This window comes from Gimesia chilikensis (assembly GCF_008329715.1).
Classification (GTDB): domain Bacteria; phylum Planctomycetota; class Planctomycetia; order Planctomycetales; family Planctomycetaceae; genus Gimesia; species Gimesia chilikensis.
This window is the reverse complement of record NZ_VTSR01000001.1, coordinates 21,326-42,722: the sequence shown is the minus strand read 5'-3', so window position 1 is coordinate 42,722 and position 21,397 is coordinate 21,326. Positions and strand designations below refer to the sequence as shown.

Below are 21,397 nucleotides of genomic sequence, written 5' to 3'. Positions count from 1 at the left end.
AGGACTTGAAAAGGAGAATTGAAGATGACTCTGACATTGACCGACAAAGCCCAGCCCACGGAAATACCGGAAACGAGTTCTGCGAGCAGCAGCTTTACGAGGCGCTGTCACGCTATCATTCGATGCTGTGTTCCATTGATGTGACGATTCAGAGATGTGACGATTCAGAACCCGCATAGCCCACGGGCTCGCAGGCAGAAAACATTTCGCGTGCAGATTCGGCATGAATCGGGAGAGATTATGTTGATCCATCGCGGCGAAGAATTCGTTAGCGCACTGACGGCCATCGTGAAGCGGGCCGAAAAAGCAGTCTCCCGCGTACGCGTTCGCTATCTGACGCGATTGAGTGGAGAAATCTGAGTTTAGAGCCAGAGAGTCCAGTTCGTTTGGACAGGTTTGAAGCTGGTGTACGAAATAACCCGGTTTTTTTCAGCTGAAGGAGTTCCGTAATGACGATATCATATACAGACCGAAATGGTTTATTGAACTTTCGATTGAAGCAATTGTGTAAACGCAGGTTAGAGTATGCACTTTCACGCTTTCAGAACCGGATCAGGTCGATTGATCTTTGTGTCAGCGATTTGAATGGACCCCGGGGAGGCATCGATAAAGCCTGTCGAGTGCGAATTGTCCATGAGAAGGGATCGGTAATCGTCAATCAGAAAAGTGAGGACCTTACTGTCTGTATTTCGCGTGTAGCGGAAAAAGCGGCCCGGGCTCTGTCTCGCTCGTTGGGGCGTTCACTGAAATTCAGACGTGAAAGACTTAACATCCCACTGGATAACGAGATGGAATAGATCTGAATTAAAACATTCCTTTAAAAATGGGACGATGTCTCTATGATTATCTGGGAAAAGAACCTATCTTGCGATTCCTGTAAGTATCAGGAAATCAAGGGGTAGCAGGATCCTGAAGGGCTGATGGTGCTACTTGATTTCCACCATAGAAAAGGTCAGCACGCTGATTCTTTTCTAACCCGCCTGGTAATCTGATTACTTCTACAGAGACTGATATGAATCTGGATCGCTCCGATATCAAAGCGGCCGCCTGGTTGTTTGAACAACTCTCAATTGAGGCTGGTCACTCGGCTGATCGATCGCGTATACAACGTACGTTGATCGAATCCGCTGCCGCTACATCATCAGAACACGACGAACACTGGTGGAGCTGGCTCATTGAAGCCAGCCGCAGCCTGGGGCTGAAGTTCAAATTAATGGACTGTACCTTCCGTGAAGTGCGCAATATCACCCGGGAAGGGGGGCGTCTGATCACCCGCGTGGGTGATAAACCCAGCTGGATGGCCCTCATGGGCAGTAAGCGTCAGCGGTTTCAGTTGCTGCAACCCGATGAGGAGCAAAAACAGCAATGGGTCAGTTCTCGCAGGTTGAGAAGACTGCTCGAACTTTCTGAACGTGATCAGGTGGTCCGCTGCCTGGTCATCAAGCCCGATCTGGCTGCCGGCGGCGATGGTGCCCACGAAACGCATCATCTGCCTCCCCTGGATCGTGTGCTGACGTTAATGAAACCCGAGGCGTCCGACATCTGGACGGTGACCGTGTTTGCTCTGATTACCGGTCTGCTCGCACTGGCGACACCGCTGGCCGTGGAATCGCTGGTGAATACGGTGGCCTTCGGACGACTCCTCCAACCGGTGGTGGTCCTCGCATTAATGTTGCTGGCGTTCCTCTCTTTTTCAGCGGCCCTGTTGGGGTTACAGACGTACGTCGTCGAAATTATTCAACGCCGGATCTTTGCGCGCGTGTCTGCGGATCTTTCCTATCGTCTGCCGCGGGTCATCCCCTCTTCCATGGAGGGACAGTCGGCCCGGGAACTGGTCAACCGCTTCTTCGATGTGATCACAGTACAGAAAGCGTCCTCCGCGCTGATGCTCGACGGTATTTCGCTGGTGCTGAATACCCTGATCGGTATGACCGTGCTGGCCTTTTATCATCCCTGGCTTTTGGGCTTTGACATCGTTCTGCTGGCACTGATTCTGTTTATCATTTTTGTACTCGGTCGTGGTGCCGTGAATACAAGTATCAAAGAGTCAAAGGCCAAGTATGTCGTCGCCAGCTGGCTGGAAGACCTGGTCAACTGCCCGACCGCGTTCCGCTACCGGGGGGCTGCCGAGTTTGCCCTCGATCAGGCCGACCATTACACTTATGAATATCTCAATGCCCGGAAAAAACATTTCCGCATCGTGATGCGTCAGATCATTTTCGCCCTCGGATTGCAGGCGGCCGCAAGCACCACGCTGCTGGGGCTGGGGGGCTGGCTGGTGATTGCCGGACAGCTGACACTGGGGGAACTGGTGGCTGCTGAGCTGATTGTAACCGTGATCGTCGGCTCGTTCGCCAAAATGGGAAAACACCTGCAGAGTTACTACGACCTGCTCGCTTCGGTCGATAAACTGGGTATGTTGTTTGACCTGCCCATGGAACGCCAGGATGGTCTGCTGCAATTTTCTCAGAGCGACCCTGCTGAAGTCAGTATTAACGGCGTCGGTTTTATCGATTTCCACGGCCATTCCAGTGAGCATCACATTGACCTGTTCGTAGAAAGCGGTGCGCGACTGATGCTGACGGGGCCGAGTGGTAGTGGCAAAAGCCGTCTGCTGGATCTGCTTTTTGGACTGGCGCCTGTATCGAAGGGACACGTCTCCATCAACGAGGTCGATCCCCGCGACATGCGCCCCGATGCACTGCGGAAACACGTTGCGCTCGTGCGGAATATCGAAATCTTCAACGGTTCCCTGGAAGAAAACATTCACCTGGAACGCCCTTACGTCTCGACCAGCGATGTGCGCGAAGCCCTGGAATGGGTGGGCCTGTATGAACAGGTCCTGCAACTGCCTCACGGTCTGCAGACACAACTGGTCGACACCGGTTATCCACTGACCGAGAATCAGGCACGCAAGCTGATGCTGGCCCGGGCTATTGTCGGACGGCCGCGACTGCTGCTGGTGGATGGTCTGCTCGATGCACTTCCCGATGACGAGGCGGACGAACTGACCCGCATGCTGGTTGACTCCGACCGTCTCTGGACACTGATCATGGTAACAGGCAGACGAAATCTAATTGAGCTGGGGAACAGCACTCACACCCTGAGCGGTTCGGAAGCAATGCTTTCGGGAGGATCTGCAGATGTCAGTTGAACCATCCCTTGATGTACCCGCTTCAAAAGCGGAAGAGCAACGGCTCTCGATGCTGACGCCGGTAGCCTACAGCGAATCGAGCATGCCCTCCCTGCGCCTGGTCCGTTCTTCACGTCTGGCCCGGCGGATCGCGAAAATTCTGTTTCTACTGCTGATCCTGACGATCCTGTTGATGATGTTCGCTCCCTGGCAGCAGTCGGTGACCGGCACGGGGAATGTCCTCGCTTATTCTCCCGATCAGCGACAGCAGGTGATTCAGGCGACCATCAAGGGGAAACTTTCCCGTTGGGGCGATGAGATTTACGAAAATGCCAAGGTCAAAAAGGGACAGGTGATTGCCGAGATCAGTGACCTGGACGAATCGTACTCAGCCCGGCTCGAAATGCAGCTCCTGAATTCCCGCCAGGCGGTCACCGCCGCAGAACAACATCTGGAAGCCAGTCAGCGGGCACTCGAAGCGGCCAAAACGATTGTGCATTCCTATCAGGATCAGGTGCAGGCTTACGAAACCGTCAAACGGGAAACGATCGCCGCCCAGGATTCCTACATCGAAGTTGCGGATAAAAAGGTCAAAGCCGAACAGCAGAAACTGCTGGAACTGGAAGCCGCCATTCCACAGCTGCAGGCTGAATACGATCGTATGGAAACCCTGTATGGTGAGAATAATATTTCGCTCCAGAAAGTGCAGGAAGTCCAGCGGAAACTTAAAGAGGCCCAGAGTAAAGTCAAAGGAGCTGAATTCTATTACGCCGCCGCCAAAGACGAACTGGCGGGCAAACAGAGTGAGCGGAACGCCAAAATTCAGAAAGCCCAGGCGGATATTGATAAAACCAAGGCGATGCTGAAAAAGGCGAATGGCGACGTCTCCAAAGCGGAAAGCGATATTGCCAAGTCACGTCAGGAACTGAATAAAGCGGAAAAAGACGTGCTGGATATGCAGGTTAAGGTTTCACGCCAGGAGAGCCAGGTCATCAAGGCTCCTTTCGACGGCTATATTGTGCAGATTACCCCCAACCTGGGGACCGCAATCCTGAAGCAGGGGGATCCCATCTGTACGATCGTCCCCTTTACCACCGACCGTTCCGTGCAGATCTGGCTTGACGGAAATGACGCACCTCTGGTCGAACCCGGCAGACATGTGCGTCTGCAGTTTGAAGGCTGGCCCGCCATCCAGTTCGCTGGCTGGCCCTCGGTTGCCGTCGGAACCTTCGGAGGCGAAGTCATTTCCGTAGACTCCATCGACGATGGTCGCGGTAAATTCCGGATCCTGGTCCGTCCCGATCCGGATGATCAACCCTGGCCCCAGGATCGCTTCCTCCGACAGGGAGTGCGGGCGAATGCCTGGGTGCTGCTCAACAAGGTCCCACTCTGGTACGAAGTCTGGCGAAAGCTCAACGGCTTTCCTCCATCGATTTCGCTGGAAGAATCGGGGCAGAAAGACAGTAAAAACAAGCCGCCCAAACTCCCCAAGTGAAACTGGGTGGTCTGCGCTGAGTATTCTGCCTTGGTTGTCTCTTTCGGTAAAGCAGAATTTTTCTGTAATAACCGTCGTACGGCCTGAGGTTACGGTCAATTCTCCGATCCGGCACTGCCGAATTGTTAAACAGTTCGTGTTATTACTTCTTTAGCGACTGTGCTAAACAACCGGACCATGGTTAATGACCCGCCAAAATAAGTATGAAACCATGTTGAGAGTTTGGATCATCCTGATCGCGGTTTGCTTTGAAGGCTGTGCCGCTACCAGACAGACTTTGACTGATTCCACACCGGAACCAGAAGCGTCTGTTGTCAAAATCAAGCCGGCCGAAGATTCCAGTAAACTTCAGCCCCGGTCAACTGCTGCGCCGGTGGTTTATCCTGAAAGTCTGGCTGTGGCCGTCGATCGTGAATCACCGGAAGCGGAAGCTTCTGCAGTACAACAGGTCGCCTCCGTCTCCACTTCTGTGGACGATCTGTTTTCCGGCAAAGGCACGACTCCGGAAGAGGCTGCCGCCGGTGAATTCTCAGTGAGTAAACAGCTGGGCGGTGAGTTCACTGCCGGTACACAGACAACAAACGAACTGACCGCCGATGAATTCGCGATGGCGCCACATCTGCCGCCGTTGCCCGGCATGGATTTCAAACCCACTGCGCGGGGTCTTGTTCTGGATGAGGTTATCAACTCGGTCTATGCCAGCTATCCGCTTCTGGAAGCCGCCATTTATTCGCGTGATGTCGCTGCTGGTCAACAACTGGAGAGCATGGGCGAGTTCGACCATAAGCTGAAAGCGGGCAGTGAAAACCAGCCCATGGGTTATTACCAGACTTATCGCCAGCACGTCGGCCTGGTGAAACCGCTCTACCAGGGGGGGGAAGCATTCGCCGGATACCGGATCGGGCGGGGTAGTTTTGAACCCTGGTACCTGGGACGCCAGACCAACGAGGGTGGGGAATTCAAAGCGGGCTTTATGGTTCCGTTAGCCAAGAACCGTGAGATCGATCAGCGTCGCGCCGCATTGTGGCGGGCCACCTATGGCGTTGATGCTGTCGAGCCGGAAATTCAGGCGCAGTTGATCGACTTCGTTCAGCAGGGAAGCTATGCCTACTGGGAGTGGGTGGCTGCAGGAGCAAAACTGGTCATCGCTGACCGCATTCTCAAACTGGCCGAAGACCGTACCGATCGAATTCGCAGCCAGGTGGAAAACGGTTTCCTCGATCCTCCCGAGCTGACGGATAACCTGCGTCTGGTCGCCGAACGTCGAGGCAAGCGGGCACTGGCCGAACGTAAGCTGCAGCAGACCGCAGTTAAGCTTTCCCTTTACTACCGCGATGCGAACGGCGATCCCGTCATTCCGGAAGCCAGCCAGGTGCCTGATTTTCCCCTGTTGAAACAGATGGATGAAGCACAGGTCGCCATGGATGCGGCACGAGCGTTAGAGCAGCGTCCTGAGATCTACAGTCTCGATCTGTTACAGCGTCAGCTGGATATTGATTACTCCGAAGCGGAGAATGACTGTCTGCCCGCGGTAGATCTGCTGATGGCAGGTTCCAAGGACATGGGTTACCCCAGCAGCTACCAGAACTACAAAGGCCCCTTTGAACTGGATGCCCATCTGTTAGTCGAAGTTCCCCTCGAACGTCGCAAAGCCCGCGGTAAAATGCAGTCGGTCGGCGGTAAGCTCGCTCAGCTGAATGCCAAGCGTCAGTTGACCGAAGAAAAGATTGTAGCCGAGGTCGAGGCAGCGTATGCCGGTCTGATTGGTGCTTTCAAGCAGGCCAAACAGGCTGACGAAGCCGTCGGTTATGCAGAAGACCTGGCCCGGCGGGAACGTCGCAACTTTGAAGAAGGTCTGTCCGACCTGTTGAAAGTGACTCTCCGCGAACAATACGCCTTCGAATCTGCCGAAAAGGCCGTCGACGCGAAGCTGCTCTATTTCCAGGAACAGGCCGACTACCGGGCCGCACTGGCTGAAGATCAACTCTGATCTTCAATTCGGTTGTAGAACTCCGATTTCCTCTCAGAGCAAAGACCTCAGAGATTCAAACGAAAATCAGAACTTCGCGCTGGTGAAACGCCCCCGGGTTACATTAGAATGGGTAGCTGTCCCGGAGGCAGAGTCGCTGTCATCCGGATTCTACCGCTGACCCGCCCACCTGAACCGCGATCATGTTTCACCAGACTGGCCCATTATGGAATCAAGTGCGATCCCCGCGCTTTTTGTGCCGACTGGTGACACTGTTCAGTTTCTGCCTGACTTCAACAGGAGTCCCCCTCGATTTTCTGCAAGCAGCCCAGTCAGGTTGTCGATGTGGTGATGAACTCCAGCAGTCCGGCCAATGCTGTTGTGCCCAAGCGGGACGTTCGCGCTGTCGGCAGCAGGTCAGGTCCTGCTGTCAGCAGAAAACCACCTCCAGTTGCTGTAGCAACAAAGGCTGTGACTCTGTGGAAGAAGCGACAACCGAATGCCCGCGCATCATGGCACTCTGTGGTTGTGGCAGTAAATCCCCCGGCGGTTCGTTGCTGAACAGTGAACCCCGAATTCTGGTCGCTCCGGTGTTGCTCACCGGACCTGCACCTGTGCGAAACTGTACCGCTCAGCGGTCTCCACTCTTTGACGGCCACATTACCGTGCCGGATACACCCCCTCCCGAATTGACGCTGATCTGAAAACGCCACGTTTTTCTAATCAGCTGCGCTGTCTCACATGATGCTGCGCAGATTCCAATTCAACGGGAGTTACCCCATGAAATTTTCGTCACAGTCCCGCGTCCGAAATACGCGCGGATTTACCCTTATCGAATTACTGGTCGTGATCGCGATTATTGCGATTCTGATCGCACTACTGCTGCCGGCCGTCCAGCAGGCACGTGAAGCAGCGCGGCGGAGTCAGTGTAAAAATAACCTCAAGCAGCTGGCACTGGCGCTGCATAATTATGAATCGGCACATCGTGTCTTTCCGCCCGGCAGTCTCGGGTATCCTTATGTCTGGTCTGCGCATGCACAACTGCTGCCCTTCGTCGACCAGGGAAACCTGCAGGGCCTGCTCAATTACGATGTGCCCCCACTCAATGCCTTTAACTCGGGATCGTTTGATGCCACCGAGGTGGGCAATAACGATACGGCTGCCCGCACCAGGCTGCCTTTGATGGTTTGCCCCAGTGACAAAGACGCCGTTCCTGGATCCGATTACGCCGGAATCAGTTACCCCGCCTGTCTCGGTTCCGGATTGAATGGATCGGGGACGGCAGACGACGGCTCGAACAGTAACGCGGATGGTGTCATCTTTCAGCGATCGAAAGTGCGCTTTCGTGATGTGACCGATGGGACTACGAATACGGTCCTGTTTAGTGAGCAACTGCTCGGCGATGGACAGAACGCGGCACCCGCTACCGGCGATTATCGTCACCGGGTGATCGAGCTTTCCATGGGAACGCAAACCACGCCCGCCGCCTGTACGGCAGCTTCCGCACCCGCCTGGTCCGGGCAGCGTGGCGCCAAATGGGTGAACGGTCACCTGGCGGACTCGATGTACAATCACTGGTATGGTCCCAACGCGAATGTCCCCGACTGTCAGAACGGCTTTCATAACTTTGCCCTGGTCAGCGCCCGTAGCGCACATACCGGCGGAGTTCAGATCGCTCTGGTCGATGGCAGTTGCCGGTTCGTCAGCGAGAATATCAATCTCGATATCTGGCGTGCCCTGGCTACGCGTGCCGGTGGTGAAGTCATCGGAGAATATTAATCAACCTTTTCACTTCATCCGGGCCTGGTTTTACCAGGTCCGGGCTGTTTCAGGAGTTCTTATGAAAATTACATTCCTTACCGCTTTGCTGCTCTGCTGCACATGGCAATTCGCGCCGGTGCAGGCACATGATACCTGGGTGGAATCCAATACCAGCCTGATCCGTTCCGGCGATGCGATTTACATTGACCTCAAACTGGGCAATCATGGAAATCATCACCGTGATTTCAAGCTCGCCAGTAAGATTGACCTGGAGGGTTGCACGCTCGACGTGCTCGATCCCACCGGTAAAGCATACGATCTGAAGAGCACCGTCATCGATACCGGTTACGCCCCCAAAGAAGGATACTGGAAGGCGAAGTTCGTACCCGCTCAAAAAGGATTATACCTGGTTTCGCATTCAATCGACCGGGTTGTCAATCACGGTAAGCCGGTTCGTGCGATTAAAAGTGCCAAAACGTTTTTCGTCGTCAGTCCCAAACTGGATCAGGTTTCACTCGAGAATCCCGGCTTTGACCGCGTGCTGGGACATCCCCTCGAAATTGTTCCCGTTGTAAATCCCGTGACACCCATGGGACCGGGGAAGCCGCTTCAGGTCCGTGTTCTGTTAAAAGGCAAGCCCCTGGCGGATGCGACTGTCTCCTTTATACCTCGTGGAGAAACTCTCAAAGGCGATTTTGACGATCGCTATGAACGTCACTCCGATTCAGAGGGACTGGCTGAATTCACTCCGCGGACGGGCAATCAGTATCTCGTCGTTGTGCATCACACCGCGGCGGATGAAAAGACCGAACAGTACGAGCAAACCGCGTACGCAGCCACACTCACAGTGCTGGTTCCTGAACTCTGTCCCTGTTGCGGTGAGTAATCGCTGACGGACCAGAGTGACATTGATAGAGGCGGGGGGCAACTTCCCCCTGTCTCTCTACTGCGGATCAGGGAGAAGTTCAGGAAAAAATATTGTCTGGCTGCAGCGCTAACCGACATCCTCTATCGCATCGTGAAAATGGGGGAACGGTTCGAGGTGAACCAGGACGTCCCTTAATCGGGGGAATTCGTTCAGCAGTCGATCTTTGACTTCATGTCCAATGCGATGCCCTTCGGCCACGGTGAGATTCTGGTCGACTTCAATATGAATATCGGCAAAGTATTCCAGCCCTGATTTTCTGACCCAGAGGGTTTCGATATTTTCTACCTGTTCGACGGACAGCGCCGCAGCCTGAATTTGCTCTACGAATTCCGGATCGGCCTGCAGATCCATCAGTTCGCTTGCGCTGGAACGAAACAGTTGCACTCCCGACCAGACGATGGCTGCCACCACGATCAGCGAGGCGACTTCATCTGCCCAGATAAAACGAGGACCGCCGAAACTGATCATCGCCAGTCCCAGCAGAACCGCCAGCGAGCAGAGGGCATCACTCCGGTGATCCCAGGCATGCGCCATAATGACCGCTGAACCTGTACGCCGACCAACCCGCATGTTGTAGTGGTAGAGCGTCTCCTTGATGACAAGATTGGCGCCGGCAATCCAGAGCGTCCAGCCAGGGGGAATTCCATGATGGACCGTGATCCGCTGAATGGCTTCCCAGCCCACGTATAAAGCTGAGATGATGATCACGATGGCCACATTGGTGGCAGCGATTCCCTCAGCACGTGTATGCCCGTAAGGATGTTCTGCATCGGGCGGTTTCTGTGCGTAGTGCAGGGCGATCAGAACGACCACGGTCGACATCACATCCCCGATGGAATTCACCGCATCTGCGATCAGGGCAAAGGAATTCCCGATGATTCCACCAGCCAGTTTGACAATTCCCAGCAGCAGGTTTACTACCAGACTCCAGACTGCGATCCGGATGACCTCAGCGTAAGTCTCTGCGATGGGATTTCGTTCTGTCAATTGAATGGTGCTCTCGCTACGGCATGCAGCTGAAAAACAGACGACCTGTCTCTGCTACAGAGCATCATACTCAACCAGCGCTCGAATGTTGAGGCTGGTTGAGCAGGAATGCCTGATTCGAGTCAGCACGCTATATCTCAATGCTCGAACTCTGTCATGTCAACCGGTTCCGGAGTGACTTCCTTCGGTTCGAACCAGCGGTAAATCGTCGGTAGTACCAGCAGCGTCAATGCTGTTGAAGTCACCAGCCCCCCGATCACCACGGTTGCCAGAGGTCGTTGCACTTCCGCACCCGAACTGCCGGACAAGGCCATGGGAATGAATCCCAGGGCACCACAGGACGCGGTCATCAACACGGGCCGCAACCGGTCCATCGCGCCGTTGACCACGGCATCCCGCTGGCTGTCTCCCGAATGCCTTAAATGTCGTACGTGCTCAATCAGCACCACGCCGTTCATGACCGCGATTCCGAACAACGCGATAAAGCCGACCCCGGCCGAGATCGAGAACGGCATATCGCGGACCCACAGAAACAGGATGCCCCCGGTCGCCGCAATCGGCACGTTCAGATAGATCAGCATTGCCAGCTTCACTGAATTGAAGGTCATGTAGAGCAGGGCGAAAATCAGGAACAGCGCCACGGGAACCGCGATCGCCAGTCGCTGACTAGCCTGCTGCAGGTTTTCAAACTGGCCACCCCAACGCAGAGTATAACCGGCGGGCAATTCCACATCCCGATCGACCACCTGCTGCGCTTCGGCCACAAAGCCTGCCAGGTCCCTGCCGCGCACGTTGCTCTGAATCAGCAGGCGACGTCGAATAGAATCCCGGCTGATTTCTACCGGTCCCTCTTCCACCTTGATCTCCGCGAGTTGCGAAATCGGAATCTGTCGTCCCTGGGGATCTTCGATTTTGAGCTCCGCGAGCTGTTTGGCCTCTTTCCGCCAGTCCGGACTCAGACGAACCTGCAGCGGAAACCGACGTTGTCCTTCGAAGACCTGTCCTGCAGAAACGCCACCAACGGTCGCGACAGCATTCAGCACATCACGAGCATTGATTCCGTAGCGGGCCAGCTGCTCGCGGCGAATGATGACCCGCAGGTAAGGCAGACCTGCGATCTGTTGCGCCTGAACGTCCGCGGCTCCCGGGACCTTATTCAACGCGATGACGATCTCGTCTCCCTTCCGCTTCAGTTCATCCAGGTCATCCCCGTAAAGGCTGATCCCGATATCGGAACGGACCCCGGCCACCAGTTCCTGCACGCGCAGTTCGATCGGCTGTGTGAAACTGTAACTGTTACCGGGAACCTGGTCCTCCAGCTTCTGCTGCATCTCTTCAATGAGCTTGAGCTTCGTGACACCTTCCCCCCATTCCGACACCGGTCTCATCCGTACCAGGATATCGGTCTGATAAACGCCCATCGGGTCGTTGGCAATTTCCGGACGACCGGTTTTACAGACCACCGTTTCCACCTCGGGAAATTCCAGCAGCGTCCGCTCCATCGCCTTGGTCATTTCGATCGATGTCTCCAGCGAAATACTGGGGAGCCGGGTCGCCTGGATGGCAATGTCGCCTTCATCCAGTTTGGGAACGAATTCCAGTCCGAAGCCGGCAGCCAGAACTATGCTGACAACAAACAGCACGACCGAACTGACAAACATCAACACCGGTCGCAGCATGGCAAAGCTCAGCAGCGGCTGATAAGCCTGTTTGATCCAGCGGACCAGGAATGTCTCACGTTCTTTCATCTGACGAGCCAGGAACAGGGAAGCCATCACAGGCATCACCGTGACCGACATGATCAGGGCCGAGGAGAGCGCCGTCATGAATACAAACGCCATCGGGCGGAACATCTTACCTTCCATTCCCTGGAGGCTCAGAATCGGAATGAATACGATGATCACAATGATGCCGGCAAACAGAATCGGCTTGCCCACTTCCTTGGCTGATTCGCGATAGACACCCAGCGGCACGTGGTCGCCCCCATGCTCTTTCTGGTAGTGTGATGCGCGGCGTACGCAGTTTTCAATCATCACCACGGCACCATCGACGATCACGCCGAAGTCGACCGCACCCATACTCATCAGGTTGGCTGAGACGCCCGCATAACGCATCGCGATCAGGGCGCTCATCGCCGACAGCGGAATTGCTGCCGCCACGATCAGTCCGGCACGCACATCCCCCAACAGCAGGAACAGCATGATGATTACCAGCAGCACGCCCAGGCCGATATTCTCCGCAACCGTGTGGATTGTCTTTTCCACCAGTTCGGTGCGGTCGTAGAACGTTTCGATGACGACCCCTTTGGGAAGCGTCTTCTGGATTTCGGCAATTTTCTCTTTGACGTCCGCGACCACCTGCCGTGAGTTTCCGCCCATGATCATCATGACCATTCCGATCACGGCCTCGCGGTCACCATCGCGGGTGACCGCTCCCTGACGCAGCATTGGGGCAAAACGAACTTCCGCCACATCGCGGACCCGGATTGGGGTCCCTTCGCGGCTGTCCAGCACAATCGTGCGGATGTCATCCAGCGAACCGACCAAACCCTCGCCGCGAATCAGTCTCTGTTCGGCTCCATGTGTGATGTAACCACCGCCGGCATTACCGTTATTTTCTTCGAGTGCCTGGAAGACATCGCTGAGCGAAATTTCATAATTCTGCAGTTTGGCGGGATCAATCTGAACTTCATACGTTTTGAGTTCACCGCCGAATGTGTTGACTTCGATCACGCCCGGTACACTTCGCAGCTGAAACGCGATCTGCCAGTCGAGGATCGTCCGCAATTCGCTGAGTGAATACTGATCTTCCACTTCGCTGCGGACTTCAAACTGGTAAATTTCACTCATCCCGGTAGCAATAGGCCCCAGTTCGGGCGTTCCCATTCCCGGGGGGATGTTCTCGCGTGCCTGTAGCAGACGTTCGTTGATGAGATTTCGCGCCCAGTAGATGTCGGTACCATCTTTAAATGCCACAGTGACAGCGCTCAAACCGAAGCGGCTGATCGAACGGATTTCTTCCACGTTCGGCACACCACTCATCGCATTTTCCACGGGGAAGGTAATGAACTGTTCCACCTCGACCGGACCCAGGGCAGGGGAGTTCGTGAGAATCTGTACCTGCACGTTCGTCAAATCGGGAACGGCATCCAGGGGAATCGTTGAAGCAGAGAAGACCCCCAGCCCCAGGATGACCAGGGCCAGCAGCATCACAATAAATCGATTGTTTAAAGACCATTCAATGATATGGTTGACCATGTATGTTACTCCTCACCCATTAAGTCTTCGAGCATCTTCGACTTCAGGATGAAGCCCCCCTGCAGCACCACACGTTCGCCCGGTTTCAAACCTTCCAGAATGACCGCGGTGGTTTCATTCTGTTTTCCCGGCTTAATCAGGCGCTTTTCGAACTCGCCATCACCCGTGTGTACAAATACAAAGTCCTGGCCCTCATGTTCCTGCAGCGCAGAGCGGGGCACGATAACCAGTTCCTGCTCCGAGCCCGATTCGAATTCAATGTTGACGAACATACCCGGCTTGAGCAGATGATCCGGATTATCGGCAATGGCCCGCATCGCGACGGTCCGCGTCTTTTCATCCATGATTTCACCGGTATAAAAGATCCGGGCCTGGAATGAGCGGTCCGGCCACGCTTCGTTGAAGACCCGTACCGGTTTTCCCGACAGACTGGCGAGCAGCGGCAGATTCTTTTCATAAATGTCGGCAGTGATCCAGACCGTGGACAGATCGGCGATACTGAAGATCTGGCTCTGGGGGCGAATCTGTTCTTTCAGGGTCACGTCTTTGGAAATGATCGTTCCGTTAATCGGGGCCCGAACAAAATAATGCGAAATCGCGGCTCCCTGTTGTTCCGGATTGATAGTCTGAATCTCCTGCTCATCACAGCCCAGGATTCGCAGGCTGGTGGCAGCCACAGCCACCCGGGTAGACGCTTCCTTGACCGACTGCGAAGACAGCAGCAGAGATGTTTTGAGTTCATACTCGATCTGTTCGATTCGTGCCTGGAACGCAGCCAGGTCGGCATTGCGGCTGGACTTGGCCGCATGCAGTTGTTTGAAAGCGACCGCTCCGGATTTGGTCGGTTCTTCCAGACGTTCGACATCGGCATCGGATTTGAGATAACCGGCATACGCCATTAACAGTCGTTCCCGATAATCGCCCATGCTGCGACTGCGAAACCGTTCTTCAATTTCGTTGATCGGCTCCCGCTTGCGTAACGCTGCCAGTAACTGCCTCGTGTTCGTTGCAATTTCCTGCTGGATCTTGTCTTTGACCACCGCCATTTCCTGCTGCAGCCGTGCCTGGTACAGATCCAGTTTCGCCTGACCGATTTCCCGGCTGTGTACGACCACCAGCAGATCGTTGGCCTTCACGACCTGGCCCAGTCCCACTTCAACTTTGTCAACGGAGCCTTCGACCATTGGGTAGATGTGAGCCACTTTATCTTCGTTCAAAGAGACTTTACCCGTCAGGCGAATCGTCTCTTCAAATCGACCCGTGGCGACCGGTTCAATCTGCAAACCGGAAACCTTCCATTTCGATTCGGGGAGCGTGATGGTAACGGGCCCGGAATTCTCTTTCTGAGGAGCCTGTTCTGAGGTGGCCCCGGTCTGCTGTGATGCTTCCGGAGCCGGTGCTGAGTCGGTGGTTGGTTTGTGTGAACGGAACTGGTAAATCCCCACACCGGCGACAATCGCGATGATTGCGAGTACGAGAAACAATACCGGTTTGTGGCTGGCGTTGACTGGCTGTGTCGGTAATTGACCTGTCGTCTGGTTCATAAAGGTACCTCAAGAGACTGGAGCTGGATCCGGCTATCGCAGGCGGATCGCCTTCTGCTTTAAACGATGGCGTTCGTATGAGCGCACAACATCAGCAGGCAGGGAAACAGAAAAGAGACTGCTCAACAGCGCGCGGTCAGCAGGTCCACTTACAGAAGAGCTGCTGCAGATCCAGGTCGGTCTGCTTAAGAGAAGCGGGCTGCCAGGGAGTGCGGGCAGCGGGACCTGCGGCGTCTGTGGTCAGGCACAGTTCCGACCCCAGGTAGTCTGTCGTCAGCTGATCTCCGGGAACATCTTCCAGTTCGGTCGCAGCGACGGTCATCCCTTCCGTCAGTTTGACGGGGACGGTTTTGTCAAAATCACTCCCACTGCAACCCCAGTGGTAATGTGATGAACAAGGCACTCCCGGTTGCGAGCTCTGTTCGCCATGATAAATCCGCAAGTGCATTGCCAGCAGAGCAGAGTTACCGCATTGGCTCAGGTAATCCCCATGGGAGTGTACCACCGGACGAGGTCCCGGCCATGCTATAAGCAGTAGCAGCAGGCAACGAATTGTGATGTTCAGGTTGAACATGACGGACTCTCGTTTGGGGTTGGCTGGTTAGTGACTGGTGGGACTCTAAAGCAGGCATAAGAGGAATCAGAGGATGATTCGAACATTGTACTCTCTAATTCATACTTCTCGTCCACAGCAAATACAATGCTTGAGTCGGATTTTTTATCTGTTTTTACCTGTCACTCCTGTAAAACAGACATTTGAACCTGAAGCCCCCGGTCATTCCTGTACAGAATTCAGTGTGATCTCAGCCGGGGGTTCGAAAAGATAAGCTGTAAGGGTTCTGATGATTACTAGAGCCATAGTAGTTACTTTGGTCCGGAATTCATTGGATTGATTCAGGTCGGGCGATCAGCAGAACCGAACAGAACTGGTGTATCGCCAAATTACGGATAATCGGTCGATCCAACAATTCTGCAACGTTAACGGGTGTCGAAGTCTATCATGGTAAAACTAAAATATGACGGTTACAGATTTCAGGTAAAGACATTCGGAATCGCCTTTCTAACAGGTTCGCTGCTTGTGACAGGTTGTTCCATGAACCGCTCCCTCACGCAAAAAGAGGCTGAGCCGAAGAAGCCACTCGTCGCCGCCCTTGAGAAAGCAGAGGCCAAAGCCCAGGATCGGGAAACGGATGAGCTGGACGCCCTGGAAGAGGAATTCATTTCCACCGTCAGCCTTGATTCGACCGACGGCAGCTCTGACAAATCGGAATCAATCAAGCTCATCGACGCCGAAGAGCAGCTGTATCCGTCGCCGCTGGAACCCATCCAGGCACCTGCTGTTGGGGAACAGGCCGTGCTTGCGGGGGGCATGACCGTGGATCAACTCGAAGCGATCGCCCTGGAAAACAACCCGGCCATTCAGGAACTGGCCGCCACAACGCAGAAAGCAGCCGGATTCCGGGAGCAGGTCACGACACGTCCCAACCCGACCGTGGGCTACCAGGCGCAACAGCTGGCCGACCGTGGGACCGACCAGCATATTGCGTATGTCGAACGGGAGTTCGTGACCGGGAACAAACTGGAATTGAATAACCGGGTGTTGAATGCCACCCTGGCAGCTCAGCTCCAGGAACTCGAAGCCCAGCGGTTCCGCGTCAGAACTGATATTCAGATTCGGTTCTACCAGGCACTGGCTCTGCAGAGACAGTTGGACCTGATCCGCGAGTTTTCAGAGGTCGCAGAAAAAGGGGTCGATTTCGCCCAGCAGCGGATGGAAGCCGGCGAGGGAACCCGCGTCGATATTCTGCAATCCAAGATTCTCTTGAACGAGGTTCAGCTGACAAGGCGACAGACGCAGGCCAGACTGGCTGCCGTCTGGAGAGAAATCGCCGCGTTGTCCGGTGTCCCCGAAATGGAATACTCGCGCCTGGAAGGAACACTGCCGTCTGAGTCGGGGATCGTCGACTGGGAAGGCCTGGCGTCGAACATCGTTACCTCCAGTCCGGAATACGCGGCAGCCCACGACCGGATATCCCGCGCCTATGCAGCCCTCGAACGACAGGAAGTTCAGCCCATTCCCAACATGACTGCACAGCTGGGGGCCGGGGTTGACTATGGTACCAACTCGGGGATGCTCAACCTGCAGATCGGCGTTCCTCTGCCACTCAGTAACAAGAACCTGGGGAACATCGACGCTGCGAATGCAGAAATCTGTCGTGCCCAGATGGAAGCCTTGCGCATCAAAAACTCGATCGAAGAACGCCTCGCCGTCGTCTCTAAAGAGTACGATACTGCAACCGCCGCCATCGATCTGTATTCGAACGACATTCTGCCTAGTGCCAAAGAGTCCCTGGACCTGGCGAATCAGGCTTACCAGGCGGGTGAGGTCGGCTTCGTACAGATCCTGCTGGCCCGAAAAACCTTCTTTGATACGAACCTGAAGTACGTCGATGCCCAGGCACAACTGGCCGGAGCCCAGTCCAAGATCGATGGTTTTGTACTGACCGGTGGCCTCAACAGCGTACGGGATGACAGCGGCGACTCCAGCCTGCGGGATCAGACCTTCAGCCAGCAGTAAGCGATCTGACTTTCCAGCTAAGACTAAACGTAGTCAAATTGAATTACGACACGCATAGGGCGAACTGTAAATGCAGTTCGCCCTTTTTTCTTTTTCTGTCAACGCGTCTGCACTCTCAGACAGAATGTCGCACTGACCTGCGGACTGCCGCGCTCTTGATACGTCAACTTCCACTGGCCGCACAGCAACCAGAATGGTGTTACAGCCGACGATCAGGTCAAGAATTCTGTCTGCAATTATTTTCAGTGCACAATGCTGGACTGGATTCAGAGTATTTCTAAAGACAGCCTTGCCAGTCAATAACGGGTCCTCACTCTCCGGCTTGCTGAAAGAATGCTGCAGGTTCTTCGCCATCGGAATAGAAGTTGCGGCCCGAATAAGCTGAGCGGGAGTCGATCAATTCATCTGTCTCCCGGCACAACATCTCATCTCAAACGTTAGAGACAGGAGGACTGAAATGGGATCTTCAAATGGTCAAAAATTATCCACACTGCAGGACCTGTTCGTGGATCAGATTCAGGACTTATATGATGCCGAGAACCGGCTCATTGACGCGATTCCCAAAATGGCCGAGGCCGCTTCATCGAAAGAGTTGAAGACCGCCTTCGATTCCCATCTGGAGGAGACCCGGCAACACGTCAACCGCCTGGAAGCGGTCTTCAAAGGATTGGAATGCGAACCCAAACGCAAGGCCTGCGAAGCGATGAAGGGGCTCATCCGCGAAGGTGATGAGATCCTGAAAGCAGACGGTGATCCGCTGGTCAAAGATGCCGGACTAATTGCTGCTGCACAACGCGTCGAACACTACGAGATGGCAGGGTACGGATCAGCCCGTAATTTTGCCAAGCAAATCGGTAAGCAGGATCTGGCCGACATTCTCCAGGAGACATTGGATGAAGAGGGGAATGCCGACAAGAAACTGACGCAGATCGCGACCGAAATTACCAATTCAGCTGCCGCCCAGGCTTAAGCTGCCTCTCACAAAATCAGAGGCAGAGTTACATAATATATCGATATCAAACTTGCGAAAAGGAACCGATTCATGAAATCTTTTCTCGTCTGTGCCGTCACCGCGGTGCTCCCTTTAAGCACCTCGTTACTGGCCGTGAACGATGATCACGACCACAAGGAACACAAGTTGAACCGCGCTGTCGCGGTGGTTCAGCCTACGCAGAAGTTTAAAACAGCGGGTGTGATCCATCTCAAGCAGAAAGACGGCCAAGTCTCAATTACAGGGAAGGTGAAAGGCCTGACACCCGGAAAGCATGGATTCCATATTCACCAGTATGGTGATCTGAGTGCCGACGATGGCAGTTCTGCCGGTGGGCATTACGCACCAGAGGGACACGAGCATGGAGGCCCGCATAAGGCTCAGCACCATGCTGGTGATCTGGGAAATATTGTCGCAGACGAGAATGGTGTCGCCATGATTGACAAGCAGTCGGATGATTTTGAATTGTCGGATGTAATCGGACGTGCCTTTGTAGTCCATGCCGGTACTGACGATCTGACCAGCCAGCCATCCGGTGATGCGGGTGCCCGTGCGGGTCTGGCTGTGATTGGGATCAGTAAGTAGCAGAATCTGATGCCCGCAAGGCGGGATGACTTGCACCAGCGAAGATGGAATTCTAAGTTGGGGGAATACAATGTGTTCCCCCAACTTTTTTTTGAACGGTATTCAATTCCATTCATGCCTGCTGCGAATGAAAGTCCTGCTGATGTCTCTGCTTCGCGTTCCTGCGCTCTTACTTCTGGTCTGTCTCACGTTAATCTCTGTCGTCAAAGCGGAACCGACTGCCTCTGTCAACCAGGCGGCAATTGATGACCTCAAGGCGGGGAAGACGGATATCGCGTATGCTGCCTGGTGGGGCTTTGATCCAGAAGATGCTACGGCGGCGCTACAGGCGGCGATTAACTCCGGTGCGAAAAAAGTCATCGTGGAGAAAATGTCGTCTCCCTGGATCGTCAAACCGCTGCACCTGGCCAGCAACCAGGAGATTGTGTTTCAGGAAGGTGCTGTCCTCCTGGCGAAAAAAGGGGAGTTCAAACCCCGGACCGCTTCGTTGCTGAACGCTTCCCTCAAACAGAATATTCGTCTCACCGGTCCGGGAGCGACGCTGCAGATGCGCCGTGCAGACTACGATTCAGCGCTCTATGAAAAGGCAGAGTGGCGGAACGGAATCAGCCTGCGGAGTTGCTCTGACGTCCAAATTACCGGGCTCACAATCAAAGAGACCGGCGGCGACGGCATTTACCTGGGCGTCGCGAAGCGGGGCGTGACCAATCAGAATATCACGATTCGAAACGTCGTCTTCGATCGAAACTATCGACAGGGCGTCAGCGTGATCAGTGCCGAAAATCTGCTCATTGAAGATTCCGTTTTCAAAGAAACCGCAGGAACGCCTCCTATGGCGGGGATCGATTTCGAGCCCAATCATCCCAGCGAATGTCTCATCAACTGTGTACTGCGGAACTGTAGGGCCGAAAACAATCAGGGGGGCGGATTCCTGTTTTATCTGCCCAATCTGAACCGGGACTCGCAACCGATTTCGATCCGCCTGGAAAACTGTAAAAGCACGGGCACCAAACGCAGCCTGTCGCTGACGACCGGCAACAAATCGCCTGGCAGCGTCTCCGGTTCGATCGAGTTTGTGAACTGCACGTTCGCCAGTACCGAGCAGACCCCCGTCAACATTCAGGATAAACCTGCCGATACCTGTCCGGTTCTGTTTCAAGAGTGCACGATCAGCGGCCCGGACAATGATGAAGCAAAGATCCCCTCGATCCGGTTTGCGGCCCGACCGGGAGCCGTCGGAAAAATCGGGGGTGTCATCTTCCAGCACTGCGTTGTGAAATCGTCGGTCGCGCGTCCGGTCATGACGTTTCACGATGCCTCTTATCTGTCCGCAGCTGCGAAGATCACAGGGACCCTCCGTGTGGAGCAGGGAAAACAGATGAAAGAGGTCACCCTCAGCCCGGCTCTGCTCGCAAAATGGATGCCTGCCAGCCCCGCGGGCGATATCGCTCCGTACAAAACCGAAGTCTCACAGCTGCAACCCCTGGCTGCCAGTGAACCGTTCAAGCCAGGCAAACGCCGTTCCGTCCGTCAGCGTCAACGCGCGCGTTATCTGCTCTCTGCGAAACAGGGGGACCAGGTCGCGGTGCAGTTGTCCTATCAGAAGCTCGGCCGCTACACCGGAGATAAGATGCCTGTCACGGTCATCGCGCCCTCAGGGAAGACCATTCCCGTCGCGTCAGTTCCCTTCCAGGAGAGTGCCACTTGTGAATTCAAGGCACCCGAAACCGGCGTCTATCAACTCAACTGTGATCCGGGTCCCAATTATATGCGGGTGGATGCGTCTTCCCATCCGCTCTGTCTGGTCTCAGATGGTGCACCAGTTCGTCTGATGGCTTCGACCGGCGCCTACTATTTCTATGTTCCGGCAGGTGTAGAGAAATGGGCCGTGGGGGTCTTCGGTGAAGGGGCCGGGGAACGCGTGAGTGCGAAACTGTTTGACCCGTCCGGCAAGCAGGTCTGGTCCGAACAGAATGTGGCCCAACCGACGTTGTTTACCCGTACGCAATCTGAGAACAGTCCGGGAGCGCTCTGGCGTCTGGTTCTGGAACGTCCCACCCAGGGGGGCTTTGAAGACCATTACGTGCAACTCGTCGGCATTCCAGCCGTACTCGCTCTCACTCCGGGGGAAATTCTGGTACCCACCAGCCCGAAAACGAAATAAGAGCG

15 protein-coding genes are annotated in these 21,397 nt (G+C 54.8%); 11 read left to right on the top strand and 4 right to left on the bottom strand.

Going from position 1 to position 21,397, the window contains the following annotated elements; translation table 11 throughout:
* Positions 1-449: 449 nt before the first annotated feature.
* From FYZ48_RS29850 to FYZ48_RS00095, 7 genes are all read left to right on the top strand, one after another.
* Positions 450-797 (top strand): HPF/RaiA family ribosome-associated protein, encoded by a 348-nt coding sequence (locus FYZ48_RS29850; RefSeq protein WP_149336313.1) that lies wholly within the window; start codon positions 450-452, stop codon positions 795-797.
* 215 nt (positions 798-1,012) lie between these two features.
* Positions 1,013-3,154 (top strand): peptidase domain-containing ABC transporter, encoded by a 2,142-nt coding sequence (locus FYZ48_RS00120; RefSeq protein ID WP_149336311.1) that lies wholly within the window; start codon positions 1,013-1,015, stop codon positions 3,152-3,154.
* Positions 3,144-4,628: an HlyD family secretion protein gene (locus tag FYZ48_RS00115; protein ID WP_198422160.1), complete on the top strand. Its 1,485-nt coding sequence runs from the start codon at positions 3,144-3,146 to the stop codon at positions 4,626-4,628. The genes FYZ48_RS00120 and FYZ48_RS00115 overlap by 11 nt, the downstream gene beginning before the upstream one ends.
* A gap of 211 nt (positions 4,629-4,839) precedes the next feature.
* Entirely contained in the window at positions 4,840-6,618 is a 1,779-nt protein-coding gene (locus FYZ48_RS00110; RefSeq protein WP_187781798.1) for a TolC family protein, read from the top strand.
* A gap of 215 nt (positions 6,619-6,833) precedes the next feature.
* Positions 6,834-7,301 (top strand): hypothetical protein, encoded by a 468-nt coding sequence (locus FYZ48_RS00105; RefSeq protein ID WP_149336307.1) that lies wholly within the window; start codon positions 6,834-6,836, stop codon positions 7,299-7,301.
* Between the two features lie 76 nt (positions 7,302-7,377).
* The gene (locus tag FYZ48_RS00100) at positions 7,378-8,376 is read left to right on the top strand and encodes a DUF1559 domain-containing protein (protein ID WP_149336305.1); all 999 of its coding nucleotides are present in this window, start codon (positions 7,378-7,380) and stop codon (positions 8,374-8,376) included.
* A gap of 61 nt (positions 8,377-8,437) precedes the next feature.
* Positions 8,438-9,244 carry a DUF4198 domain-containing protein gene (locus FYZ48_RS00095; RefSeq protein WP_149336302.1) on the top strand — a complete coding sequence of 269 codons (807 nt, stop codon included), beginning with the start codon at positions 8,438-8,440 and terminating at the stop codon, positions 9,242-9,244.
* Positions 9,245-9,352: 108 nt separating this feature from the next.
* Here the strand turns inward: FYZ48_RS00095 and FYZ48_RS00090 are convergent, their stop codons facing one another.
* The 4 genes from FYZ48_RS00090 to FYZ48_RS00075 all read right to left on the bottom strand — a co-directional run bounded on the left by FYZ48_RS00090 (position 9,353) and on the right by FYZ48_RS00075 (position 15,648).
* Complete coding sequence (locus FYZ48_RS00090) at positions 9,353-10,273, bottom strand: cation diffusion facilitator family transporter (protein WP_242022272.1); 921 nt, start codon at positions 10,271-10,273, stop codon at positions 9,353-9,355.
* 137 nt (positions 10,274-10,410) lie between these two features.
* Positions 10,411-13,530: an efflux RND transporter permease subunit gene (locus FYZ48_RS00085; RefSeq protein ID WP_149336299.1), complete on the bottom strand. Its 3,120-nt coding sequence runs from the start codon at positions 13,528-13,530 to the stop codon at positions 10,411-10,413.
* 5 nt (positions 13,531-13,535) lie between these two features.
* The gene (locus FYZ48_RS00080; RefSeq protein WP_149336297.1) at positions 13,536-15,074 is read right to left on the bottom strand and encodes an efflux RND transporter periplasmic adaptor subunit; all 1,539 of its coding nucleotides are present in this window, start codon (positions 15,072-15,074) and stop codon (positions 13,536-13,538) included.
* A gap of 136 nt (positions 15,075-15,210) precedes the next feature.
* Entirely contained in the window at positions 15,211-15,648 is a 438-nt protein-coding gene (locus FYZ48_RS00075) for a hypothetical protein (RefSeq protein ID WP_187781797.1), read from the bottom strand.
* A 519-nt stretch (positions 15,649-16,167) separates the two neighbouring features.
* On the opposite strand from FYZ48_RS00075, the gene FYZ48_RS00070 reads away from it, so the two are divergent.
* The 4 genes from FYZ48_RS00070 (at position 16,168) to FYZ48_RS00055 (ending at position 21,392) form a co-directional block, all read left to right on the top strand.
* Positions 16,168-17,652 (top strand): TolC family protein, encoded by a 1,485-nt coding sequence (locus FYZ48_RS00070; protein WP_242022270.1) that lies wholly within the window; start codon positions 16,168-16,170, stop codon positions 17,650-17,652.
* A gap of 457 nt (positions 17,653-18,109) precedes the next feature.
* Complete coding sequence (locus FYZ48_RS00065; protein WP_149336291.1) at positions 18,110-18,622, top strand: ferritin-like domain-containing protein; 513 nt, start codon at positions 18,110-18,112, stop codon at positions 18,620-18,622.
* 72 nt (positions 18,623-18,694) lie between these two features.
* Positions 18,695-19,228, top strand: a complete 534-nt coding sequence (locus tag FYZ48_RS00060; protein ID WP_149336289.1) for a superoxide dismutase family protein — start codon at positions 18,695-18,697, stop codon at positions 19,226-19,228.
* A 142-nt stretch (positions 19,229-19,370) separates the two neighbouring features.
* The gene (locus FYZ48_RS00055) at positions 19,371-21,392 is read left to right on the top strand and encodes a right-handed parallel beta-helix repeat-containing protein (protein WP_187781796.1); all 2,022 of its coding nucleotides are present in this window, start codon (positions 19,371-19,373) and stop codon (positions 21,390-21,392) included.
* Positions 21,393-21,397: the final 5 nt, after the last annotated feature.